Below are 12894 nucleotides of genomic sequence, written 5' to 3'. Positions count from 1 at the left end.
ATGGGTTTTAACCCGATGAAGAATAAAGAACAGAATAAATAGCGTAAAGTTTTAGAGTAACTCACAACTTAAACCTAAAACCTGAAACTAAAAAATATCAAACAAAAAAACAATGAGTTCAGTATTAAAAACAAACGCTTTAGAGAGTGAAGCAATATACATTTTCAGAGAAGTAATTTCACAGTTTGACAAACCGGTTTTACTTTTTTCTGGAGGAAAAGATTCTATTACATTGGTGCGTTTAGCACAAAAAGCATTTTTTCCTGCTAAAATTCCGTTTCCTCTATTGCACGTTGATACGGGACACAATTTCCCTGAAACAATTGCTTTCAGAGACAAATTGGTAGAAGAATTAGGTTTAGAGTTGATCGTTCGTAATGTTCAGGATGCTATTGATGAAGGAAAAGTGGTGGAAGAAACCGGAAAATATTCTAGCAGAAACAGCTTGCAAACGACTACACTTTTAGATGCAATTGAAGAATTCAAATTTGATGCTTGTATTGGTGGTGCGCGTCGTGATGAAGAAAAAGCACGAGCTAAAGAACGTATTTTCTCTGTTCGTGATGATTTCGGACAATGGGATGAAAAAAATCAAAGACCTGAGTTGTTTGATATTTTGAATGGAAAAATCGAAAACGGACAAAACGTTCGTGTTTTTCCAATTTCAAACTGGACAGAATTAGATGTTTGGAGTTATATCGAAAAAGAAAATATCGAGATTCCATCGATCTATTTTTCACATAAAAGAAAAGTTTTTTTGAGAGACGGTTTAATCTGGTCGCATTCTCCTTTTGTGTACCAGGAAGAAGACGAACAAATCGAAGAACGAATTGTTCGTTTCAGAACCGTTGGAGATATGAGTTGTACAGCGGCTGTTGAATCGTATGCAGCAACAATCGAAGAAGTGGTTGGCGAAATCAGATCGTCAACAATATCAGAAAGAGGAGCCAGAATCGATGATAAAAGATCTGAAGCTGCAATGGAGAAAAGAAAACAACAAGGATACTTTTAATTCAATTAAAAATTTAGAATTAAAAATTAAAAATTTCAAAAAAACAAAAAACATACAGATTTAAATTTTAGTGAGAGCGTTTCAATAGCTTGAAACATTAAACTTGAAACAAAAATTTAAACCTGAAACAAAAATATTAGAATGGACGTTTTAAAAATAGCAACAGCAGGAAGTGTAGATGACGGAAAAAGTACTTTGATCGGAAGGTTATTGTACGATACAAAATCGTTGACAACAGATAAAATCGAAGCAATCGAGAAAAGCAGTAGACAAAAAGGATACGATTATCTTGATTTTTCTTTGGCAACAGATGGTTTAGTAGCAGAAAGAGAGCAGGGAATCACGATTGATGTTGCACACATTTATTTTTCTACAGCAAAGAAAAGTTACATTATTGCCGATACTCCGGGGCACGTAGAATATACCAGAAACATGGTTACAGGAGCTTCGACTTCTCAGGTTTCTATCATTTTGATCGATGCAAGAAAAGGAGTTATTGAGCAGACGTATCGTCACTTTTTTATCAATAATTTATTGAGAGTAAAAGAAGTAATTGTGGCGATTAACAAAATGGACTTAGTAGATTATTCAGAAGAAGTTTTCAATAAAATCAAAGCTGATTTTCAGGCATTGAATGCAAAAAGTACTTTCAAAGAACAAAATGTTAGTTACATTCCGTTAAGTGCTATCAACGGTGGAAATGTAGTAGACAAATCAGAAAATATGCCTTGGTACGACGGACAAACTGTGTTGGAACATTTAGAAGGATTACATTCTCATGATGTCTACGAAGCAGGAAAAGCGCGTTTTCCGGTTCAGACTGTGATTCGTCCAAAAACTGAGGAATATCATGATTTTAGAGGTTATGCCGGAAAATTATACGGAAACTCAATTAAAGTTGGAGATGCGGTAACGGTTCTTCCTTCTTTAACAGAATCAAAAGTTTCAAAAATTCATTTCTTCGATAAAACATTTGATGAAGCTACAGCAGGATCTTCGATTACAATCGAATTAGAAAATGATATCAATGTAACGAGAGGCGATATGATTGTAAAATCAGATGAGCTTCCAAGAATTGAAAAAGATATTACAACAACAGTTTGCTGGATGGACAGCAAAAAACTGGTTGCAGGAACAAAATATTTGATACAACACAATACCAACAGAGTTTTGGCGAAAGTAGAAAGTATCAAAAATACAATCTCAACTGATTATTCAGGGACCAAAGAAGCTTCGCAATTAGCGATCAACGAAATCGGAGAAGTAAGCATTAAATTAAGCAAACCTTTATATTTTGACGCTTACAACGAAAATAAATCAAACGGAGCTTTTATTTTAATTGACACTGCAACAAACACAACTGCAGGAGTAGGATTCATTAGATAGTTGATAGTTTTTGGTTTGTAGTTGATAGTTATTCTGCCAACAACAATCCTAAACAACCAACAATAAACTACAAACGAACAAGGAACATGGAAAGTTTTAGAACAGAAATAGAAAATCCGATCGTACAAAAGGAGATCATCGATTTAGAGAAAAAAATTCACTTATTCCGCGGAGGAAAAATTGATGATGAGCGTTTTCGTAGTCTTCGTTTAGCGCGTGGAATTTATGGTCAGCGTCAGGAAGGCGTACAGATGATCCGTATCAAACTGCCTTACGGTAAAGTCAGCAGCGAGCAATTAGTGCGTATCACACAAGTTTCTGATGAATATTCAACAGGACGTCTGCATATTACAACACGTCAGGATATTCAGATTCACTATGTAAGTCTGGACAGAACGCCTGAACTTTGGGCAGATCTGGCTAAAGACGATATTACATTGCGTGAAGCGTGTGGAAACACAGTAAGAAATATTACAGGAAGCGAATTGGCTGGTGTAGATGTAAACGAACCATTTGATGTTTCGCCTTATGCACACGGAATGTTTCAATATTTATTAAGAAACCCAATCTGTCAGGAAATGGGACGTAAATTCAAGATTTCGTTCTCTTCTTCAGACGAAGATACGGCTTTGAGTTATTTACACGATTTAGGATTTATTCCGAAAATTAAAGACGGTCAACGCGGATTTAAAATCATGTTTGGCGGCGGATTAGGTTCTCAGCCGGCTCATGCGGAATTACTTTCTGAGTTTGTTCCTGTAAACGAAATTATTCCGACAGCAGAAGGAATCATCAGGATTTTTGACCGTTACGGAGAACGTGCCAAAAGAATGAAAGCGCGTATGAAATTCTTAATCAAAGAAATCGGGAAAGATGTTTTCTTAGATTTAGTTGAAAAAGAAAAAAAAGCAATCGCTTTTGAAACATACGAAATAGATACAACTGCTTTTGACGGGCCAATTCCGGAACCATTATTAGCTGTCCCACAGGTTACAATTGAAGATACTGAAGCATATGAAGCCTGGAAAAAATCAAATGTAATCAAACAGAAGCAGGAAGGATATTACGCAATTGGAATCAAAGTTTTATTAGGAGATTTTTATACCGATAAAGCCAGATTATTAGCGGCTTTAATTAAAAATTACGCAGCAAACGAATTACGTTTTTCATTGCGTCAAAATATAGTAATACGTCACGTAAAAGAGGAGAATTTACCCTTCTTTTATCAGGAATTAGCCAAGCTTGACTTTGTTCAATTAGGATATAATTCGGTTGGAGATATTACGGCATGTCCGGGTACTGATACTTGTAATTTGGGGATTGCAAGTAGTACCGGTATTGCAGAAGAGTTAGAAAGAGTTTTAAAAGCAGAATATCCTCAGTATTTAAACAACCGCGAAATTGAAATTAAAATTTCAGGCTGTATGAATGCCTGCGGACAACATAATATGTCTGCAATCGGGTTTCAGGGAATGTCTATCAACTCAGGAAAATTAGTCGCTCCGGCTTTACAGGTTTTGCTGGGTGGAGGAAGATTAGGAAACGGAGAAGGACGTTTTGCCGATAAAGTAATCAAAATTCCAAGCCGTAGAGGACCAGACGCTTTGCGTACTATTTTAAACGATTTTGATGCGAATGCAAACGGAGAAAAATTCCTTAATTATTATGATGCAAAAGGAGAGAAATATTTTTATGAAATTTTAAAACCTTTCGCAGATGTTACCAATTTAACAGAAGCCGATTTTGTTGATTGGGGTAATGCAGATAATTACGTAAAAGCAGTTGGAGTTGGAGAATGTGCCGGAGTTGTGATCGATTTAGTTGCAACATTATTGTTTGAAGCAAAAGAGAAACTGATATTGGCTCAGGAATCTTTTGAAGACAAAAAATGGTCAGATGCAATTTATCATGCTTACGCAGGATTTGTAAATGGTGCAAAAGCTTTGTTATTGTCTGAAAACCAAAAAACAAATCATCACGCTGGAATTATTGATTTATTTGACACTGTTTTTATCGAAACCAATAAAATAGAATTGAATTCGACTTTTAAAGACCTGGTTTATCAAATCAATAAAAATGAACCATCAGAAGCTTTCGCTAAAGATTACATTGCACAAGCAGCGGTTTTCTTTGATAAAATCGAAACATTCAGAGCACAAGAATTAGCAAATGCTTAATATAAAACCCAAAATAACTTTAGTTGGTGCAGGTCCTGGCGACCCTGATTTACTTACGCTAAAAGCTGTAAAAGCATTGGCTGAAGCAAATGTGGTTTTATATGACGCTTTGGCAAACGAAGAAATTCTGGATTATGCACCAAAAAATGCAGTTAAGATTTTTGTTGGAAAAAGAATTGGAAATCATACCTATACGCAGGATCAAATTAATCAATTGATTGTTGATAATGCTTTGACATATGGAAATGCAGTTCGGCTAAAAGGCGGAGATCCGTTTATTTTTGGAAGAGGAAGCGAAGAAATTGATTTTGCAGAAAGTTTCGGTATTGAAACTGTTGTTATTCCGGGAATTTCATCTGTAGTGGCAGTTCCGGCAAGTCTCGGCATTTCAATTACAAAAAGAGGCGTTTCAGAAAGTTTTTGGGCGATTACCGGAACAACTTCAAGCAGAGAATTATCTGCAGATGTAGCTTTGGCCGCACAGTCTTCTGCAACAGTTGTAATTTTAATGGGAATGCACAAACTGCCTCAGATTATCAATTTGTTTCAAAAAGAAAATAAAGGTGATTTACCGGTTGCCATCATTCAAAACGGAACAACAGCAGAAGAGAAAGTAGGCGTTGGAACAGTAGATTCTATTGAAGAAGTTGTAAAACAACAAAAACTAAGTTCACCAGCTATTATTGTTCTAGGAGAAGTTGTAAAAGAGAGCCATAAATTAAAAGGTTTTTACGAAGAATTTCTATCAAAAGAAATCGCAAGATAAGTTCCGTACGAACACCCCATATTGTAGCGCCGGATTTTAATCCGGGAAAGATGCAAAATTAAATTGAATTCAATTTAATAAAACGAAAGATCGAAAAAACATAGCCCACGGTTTCAACCTGGGGACAATGGGATTTACGCATAGCATATAAAATCGGATTTGATCCGACAAATATTGTAACGTCAGATTTTCGTAATTTCGACGAAAGAAAAAATTAAAATGGAACAAAACGAATTATATCCGATCTTTTTAAAACTGCACAATTTAAATGTTTTAATTGTGGGCGGAGGAAATGTAGGATTAGAAAAACTGTCTTTTTTATTAAAGTCGAGTCCGAATGCCAATGTTGAGGTCGTAGCAAAAGATTTTCATCTGGACATTAAAGTTTTGGTAGAAAAACATCCTTCGATAACATTAACCGAATCGAAGTTTAAAAAGAAAATGCTCAAAAAGCGCCACATGGTAATTGCCTGTACGGATAATCTTGAAGTAAATAAAAGGGTATATGATTTAGCCAGAAAGCGTTATTTGATTTGCAATATCGCCGATACCCCGGATTTATGTGATTATTATCTGGGCGGAATCGTAACAAAAGGAAATGTAAAAATTGCTATTTCAACCAACGGAAAATCACCGACAACAGCAAAAAGGCTGAGAGAATTTTTTGAAGAAGTGATTCCGGAAGATATCAACTCCATGGTTGAAAACCTGAATGAATACCGAAAAACCTTAAAAGGTGATTTCGAAGAAAAGGTTAAAAGAATGAACGAGATAACCTCGTCGTTAAAAAATAAAGAATTGTAAGAGTTCCGGAGGAACGGTTCATATTGTAGCGTCAGGTTTTAACCCGATGATTACGGAGAAACGAGCAATTTGCAGCGTCGGATTTAATCTGATGTTAAAGAATGAATGAAGATTATCTCGTCATTAAAAAATAAAGAGTAAAAAGTTTCGGAAAGAAATTAATGATAAAAATCATTGAAAGTACAAGGATTTATTCGTTTCTTTGCGTTATTAAGAATGATTATAAACAACAACATAATGATTAAAACAGATATACTTATAATTGGAGCAGGCCCAACAGGTTTATTTGCCGTATTCGAGGCAGGATTGTTAAAATTAAAATGCCACATTCTTGATGCTTTACCACAACCGGGTGGACAGCTTTCGGAACTTTATCCAAAAAAACCAATTTATGATATTCCTGGATTTCCAGAAGTATTAGCCGGAGATTTAGTGGACGGTTTAATGGAACAAATTAAACAATTTGAACCAGGTTTTACATTAGGAGAGCGTGCAGAAACAATCGAAAAGCAGGAAGACGGAAGTTTTATCGTGACGTCAAACAAAGGAACTAAATTTCACGCGCCGGTTATCGCTATCGCTGGAGGTTTAGGAAGTTTTGAGCCTCGTAAACCACTTATTGAAGATATCGAGTTTTATGAAGACAAAGGAGTAAAATACTTCATCAAAAATCCGGAGAAATTCAGAGATAAAAGAGTTGTTATTGCAGGAGGAGGAGACTCAGCCTTAGACTGGTCAATTTTTCTGGCAAATGTAGCTTCAGAAGTGACTTTAATTCACCGTAGAAACGAATTTAGAGGTGCTTTGGATTCTGTAGAAAAAGTACAGGAATTAAAATCTGCAGGGAAAATTAAATTAATCACACCGGCAGAAGTTATCGGAATCAACGGCGCAGAACATGTAGAGTCTTTAGATATTGAAGAAAACGGAGCACACCGTAAAATCGAAACAGATTATTTTATTCCACTTTTCGGATTAACACCAAAATTAGGTCCAATCGGAGACTGGGGATTAGAAATCGAAAAAAATGCAATTAAAGTAAACAACGCATTAGATTACCAGACAAACATTCCGGGAATCTTCGCCATTGGAGACGTTAATACTTATCCGGGAAAATTAAAGTTAATTCTTTGCGGTTTCCACGAAGCAACTTTAATGTGTCAGGCTGCATACGGAATCATAAATCCAGGTAAAAAATACGTATTAAAATATACAACAGTTTCCGGAGTAGACGGTTTCGACGGAACTCGTAAAGAAGCGCCAAAAGCAGTTGTGAAAGCGATTGTCTAAGAATCTAAGTTTCTGAGATACTAAGAATCTAAGTTTTTATATACTAAGCCCAAACTTTTAAAGTTTGGGCTTTTTTGTTGATGTTAACTTAATCTTGATCGCTCGAAAGCTAAGTAACTTTGCAATTCTAATATTTTTACAATAAAAAATTGGTTTTAGTATTTGAAAAACCAAGATAAAATACTAACTTTAAGAGACTATTCAAATAAATTATCTATTATGAACAATTGGGATGAAGAAACAATACTAGAAGAAAATGCACAAATTGAAAATGAGATGAGTATGACAGATAATGAATTTACAGATCATCAGGAAGTCATCGATACATTTTTAAATTGGGACAGAGGTTTTTAAACAAACATTCTGACAGCAAGACCTATACGCTCAAATTTTTGAGTTGAAACCAAAAAAAATCAAACAAAGCTCAAACTTGTAAAAAGTTTGGGCTTTTAGTTTTTAAACTTTCCTGCTTCGCAGCTTACTATCTTTAAAAAGCTTTTTAGAATCTTAAAAAAAACTTGCAATTGTTCAGCTTATGTCGTTACTTTGCAGCGTTCATAATTTTATTGAAAGTTATCACGAAAGGCGGAGGGATAGACCCGATGAAACCTTAGCAACCCTTTACCATAAAGAAGGTGCTAAATTCTACTTTGTACTTGTAAAATACAGTATTTAAGATAGATAACACAAATACAAACAGTATTTCTCAAAACTTTTCCTGACAACTTATATACATTTTACCAGATTCATTCCTGGTAAGAGGAGCAAATCATTGACGCATTTTTGCCGTCATGGGTTCCCGCTTTCGCCTATATCTCTCCGTTTCACTTCGAGGATACCGGCTCAATCGGGGCTAAAGAGCCGTAATTTTGAACTTTTGGAATTAAAATAATAAAAATATCAGAAGAAGCCAAATCTTCAGGTTTTGTTTCAAATTAAAAAAGCTTAGCATCTTAGAACCTTAGCGTCTTAGAAGCTAATACAAAAAAAGATATGTCAACAATACAACAAGCAATAAAAGAGAGAATCCTGATCCTTGATGGAGCAATGGGAACTATGTTACAACGCTACAACTTCTCTGAAGAAGATTTTCGTGGTGAGCGTTTCAAGGACTTTCCACATCCTTTAAAAGGAAACAATGATTTATTATCACTGACACAACCGCAGGCTATTCGTGCTGTTCACGCAGCATATTATGAAGCCGGAGCAGACATTGTAGAAACCAATACTTTCTCTGGAACGACAATCGGTATGGCCGATTACCACATGGAAGATTTAGTTTACGAGTTAAACTACGAATCTGCAAAAATTGCCCGTGAAGTTGCAGACGAATTTACCGCAAAAAATCCGTCAAAGCCGCGTTTCGTAGCAGGTTCTATCGGACCAACAAACCGTACGGCAAGTATGTCGCCAGATGTAAATGATCCGGGTTACAGAGCGGTAACATTTGATGATTTAAGAATCGCTTACAAACAACAAGTGGAAGCTTTATTAGACGGAGGCTGCGATTTACTTTTGGTAGAAACGATTTTCGATACCTTAAACGCAAAAGCTGCGCTTTTTGCCATAGAAGAAGTAAAAGACGAACGTAATATCGATGTGCCAATCATGGTTTCGGGAACCATTACAGATGCTTCGGGAAGAACACTTTCCGGACAGACTGTAGAAGCGTTTTTGATTTCGGTTTCACATATTCCGTTATTGAGTGTAGGTTTCAATTGCGCTTTAGGAGCCGATTTGTTAAAACCATATTTAAAAACATTATCACAGCATACACAGTTCAATGTTTCGGCACACCCAAACGCAGGATTGCCAAACGCATTCGGACAATACGATGAAACCCCGGAACAAACTCAGGCTTTCATCAAAGAATATTTAGATGATAATTTAATCAATATCATTGGCGGCTGCTGCGGTACAACGCCAGATCATATCCGATTAATGGCTGAGGTTGCGAAGGACTATAAGCCGAGAGTTGCGCCGGTTGTTGCTTAATATAAACGAATGAACATCATTTCGCTGATGGATTAAAATCCATCCCTACAAAATAAACCGAGCCAAAGGCTCTCTAAAAGTTCCGTAGGAACGATCTATTTTGTAGCAATGGAATTTATTCCGTTGAAATATGATTCAAAATATAACATGAAGAAAATTTTATTTCTGCTTAGTTTAATATTTATCAGCTGCAATTATACAACGAATACAGCTTTTCAGAAAAGTATTAAATGCGAAGATTGTTTAGTTACAAAAGAAGAAACAGCAGTTGGGATAGCTGAACCAATTTTATTTGAAAACTATGGCAAAGATCAAATAGAAGATCAAAGACCTTATACTGTAACAATAGAAAATGATTCTATTTGGCATATCGAAGGTACTTTTAATAGTATTGGTTTTGGAGGTGTATTTAATATTAAAATCTCAGCAAAAAACGGCAAAGTTCTTTATATGATGCATGGAAAATAATGTGATAATTGAAAAGCAGAATAAACGCAAACGTATTATGAAATCAGGTTTGCGTGAGGGATAGAAGTGGAAAGCCCACAGCCTGACGAAGGAAGAGCGAGGACTTGCAGCGAATAGCCCGGCCCTTGGGACACGCCCAAAATATTAAACATAAAATTTACAAGGTTTTGAAAACTTGTGGAAAGAAATAAAGAATAAAAAAACTCAGAACCTAAGAACCTTAGGAACTTAGTACCTTAAGAAAAATGACTGAAAAAAGAAGAGACCTTGTATTATCAGGATTAGAACCGTTGATTATTACACCGGAAAGCGTTTTTGTAAACGTTGGAGAACGTACAAACGTAACGGGTTCGCGAAAATTCCTTCGACTAATCAAGGAAGAAAAGTATGATGAGGCGCTTGACATTGCAAGACAGCAGGTAGAAGGAGGAGCACAGATTATCGATATTAATATGGATGAAGGAATGCTGGACGGTGTTAATGCCATGACCAAATTCCTAAACCTGATTGCCGCAGAACCGGATATTTCACGAGTGCCTATTATGATCGACAGTTCAAAATGGGAAATTATCGAAGCAGGTTTAAAAGTGGTTCAGGGTAAAAGCGTTGTAAACTCCATTTCGTTGAAAGAAGGAGAAGAAGCGTTCATTCATCATGCCAAATTAATAAAACGTTACGGAGCGGCGGCAATTGTAATGGCTTTTGACGAAGTAGGTCAGGCAGATAATTACGATCGAAGAGTGGAAATTTGTCAGCGTTCGTATGATATTTTAGTAAACAAAGTTGATTTTCCGCCGCAGGATATCATCTTCGATTTGAATATTTTCCCGGTTGCAACCGGAATGGAAGAGCATCGTCTAAATGCCATTGACTTTTTTAGAGGGACAAAATGGGTTCGTGAAAACCTGCCTCACGCGCACATCAGCGGAGGAGTAAGTAATGTTTCGTTTTCTTTTAGAGGAAATGATACGGTTCGTGAAGCGATGCATTCGGTTTTTTTATATCATGCAATAAAAAACGGAATGACGATGGGAATCGTAAATCCGGAGATGCTTACGATTTACGATGATATTCCGAAAGACTTATTAGAACACGTAGAAGATGTAATTCTAAACCGACGCGACGATGCCACAGAACGACTTTTGGATTTTGCAGAAAACGTAAAAGGTGAAGTAAAAAGTGATGAAAAAACCATTCAGGAATGGCGCTTGGGATCTGTTCAGGATCGTATTACACATTCGCTTGTAAAAGGAATTGATGCTTTTATTGAAGAAGATGTTGAAGAAGCACGTTTGGCAGCTGCAAAACCAATCGAAGTTATCGAAATCAATTTAATGGCCGGAATGAATGTCGTTGGGGATTTGTTCGGGAGCGGAAAAATGTTCCTTCCACAGGTTGTAAAATCGGCAAGAGTAATGAAAAAAGCCGTTGCTTATTTATTGCCTTTTATTGAAGCCAGCAAACAAGCCGGAGATAAACAAGGAAACGGAAAAATCCTGATGGCAACCGTAAAAGGTGATGTTCATGATATTGGAAAAAACATCGTTTCGGTAGTTTTGGCGTGTAATAATTATGAAATTGTAGATCTGGGTGTTATGGTGCCTCCGGAAAAAATTATTTCGGCTGCAATTGAACATAATGTTGATATTATCGGTTTAAGCGGGCTGATCACACCTTCGCTTGACGAAATGGTGTATCTCGCCAAAGAATTAGACAAACAAGACATTAAAATCCCAATTATGATTGGAGGAGCAACGACTTCGCGTGCGCATACAGCCGTGAAAATTGCACCGCAATACAGGGAAACCGTAATTCATGTAAACGATGCTTCGAGAGCGGTTACTGTTGCAGGAAACTTATTAGACCATAACCGAAAAATATATGCAAGCGATATTCGTGCAGAATATGATGCTTTTAGAGAAACATTTTTAAATCGTTCGAGAGATAAGAATTTCTTAAGTATTGAAGATGCCCGTAAAAATAAGTTACAATTGGACTGGAGTGAATATACTCCGACTAAACCAAAAGTAATAGGCGCTCAGACTATTGAAGTTGAATTAGATGTTCTGGTACCGTACATTGACTGGACACCGTTTTTTAGAACATGGGAATTGTTCGGGAAATATCCGGCAATTTTAACAGATGAAGTTGTTGGCGAGCAGGCCGCTTCTGTTTTTGCAGATGCACAGGAAATGCTGAAGGTAATTTTAGCAGAGAAAAAGCTAACAGCAAAAGGCATTTACGGAATTTTTCCTTGTAATCAGGTTGATGACGATGATATTGAATTACGTGATGAAAACGGAAAAGTTTTAGAGAAATTTTTAACGCTTCGTCAGCAGTCACAAAAGACAAAAGGCGCTCCAAATATTGCATTGTCAGATTTTATTCTGCCAAAAGAAAGTGGAATAGATGATTATATGGGAGCTTTTTGCGTAACAACTGGTTTTGGTGTCGACGAATGGGCTGCAGAATACGAGAAAAATCTGGACGATTATAATTCGATTATGGTAAAAGCATTGGCAGATCGTTTTGCGGAGGCTTTTGCCGAATATCTTCACGAAAAAGTGCGTATGGAATTCTGGGGTTATGATCCGGGAGAAACATTATCTAAAGAAGATCTGATTGAAGAAAATTATAAAGGAATCCGTCCCGCGCCGGGTTATCCTGCATGTCCGGACCACTTGGAAAAACCCACAATTTGGAAACTATTAGATGTTGAAAAACAAACAGGAGTAAAGCTGACAGAAAGTATGGCAATGTGGCCTGCGTCATCAGTATCGGGATATTATTTTGGAAATCCAAAAAGTAAATATTTCGGACTCGGAAAGATAAAAGAAGATCAGGTTGTAGATTACGCTAAAAGAAGAAATGTACCAACTGATTATGCCATGAAATGGTTAAACCCTAATATAGCAGACTAAAAAGTTTATTTTGTTTCAGGTTTTAAGTTTCAAGTTCTCTACAGCAACCTGAAACCTGAAACCTGAAACCTGAAA

General features: G+C 36.5%; 10 protein-coding genes and 1 riboswitch. All 10 genes read left to right on the top strand.

The window, feature by feature from the left end; translation table 11 throughout:
• The first annotated feature begins 112 nt into the window (after positions 1-112).
• A complete protein-coding gene (gene cysD, locus ASE21_RS04475; protein WP_012023580.1) occupies positions 113-1012 on the top strand; it encodes a sulfate adenylyltransferase subunit CysD in 900 nt (299 codons plus the stop codon).
• A gap of 141 nt (positions 1013-1153) precedes the next feature.
• A complete protein-coding gene (locus tag ASE21_RS04470; RefSeq protein ID WP_057121372.1) occupies positions 1154-2398 on the top strand; it encodes a sulfate adenylyltransferase subunit 1 in 1245 nt (414 codons plus the stop codon).
• Between the two features lie 86 nt (positions 2399-2484).
• Positions 2485-4575, top strand: coding sequence for a HEPN domain-containing protein (locus ASE21_RS04465; protein WP_057121371.1), 2091 nt, complete (start codon positions 2485-2487; stop codon positions 4573-4575).
• Positions 4568-5341, top strand: coding sequence for a uroporphyrinogen-III C-methyltransferase (gene cobA / locus ASE21_RS04460; protein ID WP_057121370.1), 774 nt, complete (start codon positions 4568-4570; stop codon positions 5339-5341). Before ASE21_RS04465 ends, cobA begins: the two co-directional genes overlap by 8 nt.
• Positions 5342-5560: 219 nt before the next feature.
• Positions 5561-6145: a bifunctional precorrin-2 dehydrogenase/sirohydrochlorin ferrochelatase gene (locus ASE21_RS04455; protein ID WP_057121369.1), complete on the top strand. Its 585-nt coding sequence runs from the start codon at positions 5561-5563 to the stop codon at positions 6143-6145.
• Between the two features lie 237 nt (positions 6146-6382).
• Entirely contained in the window at positions 6383-7435 is a 1053-nt protein-coding gene (locus ASE21_RS04450; RefSeq protein WP_057121368.1) for an NAD(P)/FAD-dependent oxidoreductase, read from the top strand.
• A 219-nt stretch (positions 7436-7654) separates the two neighbouring features.
• A complete protein-coding gene (locus ASE21_RS22380) occupies positions 7655-7789 on the top strand; it encodes a hypothetical protein (protein WP_262487399.1) in 135 nt (44 codons plus the stop codon).
• Positions 7790-8005: 216 nt separating this feature from the next.
• Positions 8006-8123, top strand: a riboswitch (SAM riboswitch).
• 305 nt (positions 8124-8428) lie between these two features.
• Positions 8429-9430, top strand: a complete 1002-nt coding sequence (locus ASE21_RS04440) for a homocysteine S-methyltransferase family protein (RefSeq protein WP_057121366.1) — start codon at positions 8429-8431, stop codon at positions 9428-9430.
• 147 nt (positions 9431-9577) lie between these two features.
• Complete coding sequence (locus ASE21_RS04435) at positions 9578-9898, top strand: NTF2 fold immunity protein (RefSeq protein ID WP_157848770.1); 321 nt, start codon at positions 9578-9580, stop codon at positions 9896-9898.
• A gap of 245 nt (positions 9899-10143) precedes the next feature.
• The gene (metH, locus tag ASE21_RS04430) at positions 10144-12819 is read left to right on the top strand and encodes a methionine synthase (RefSeq protein ID WP_082603437.1); all 2676 of its coding nucleotides are present in this window, start codon (positions 10144-10146) and stop codon (positions 12817-12819) included.
• The last annotated feature ends 75 nt before the right edge of the window (positions 12820-12894 follow it).

The organism is Flavobacterium sp. Root901 (assembly GCF_001429765.1).
In the GTDB taxonomy this organism is placed as follows: Bacteria; Bacteroidota; Bacteroidia; order Flavobacteriales; family Flavobacteriaceae; genus Flavobacterium.
This window is presented reverse-complemented; position numbering and strand designations above follow the sequence as displayed.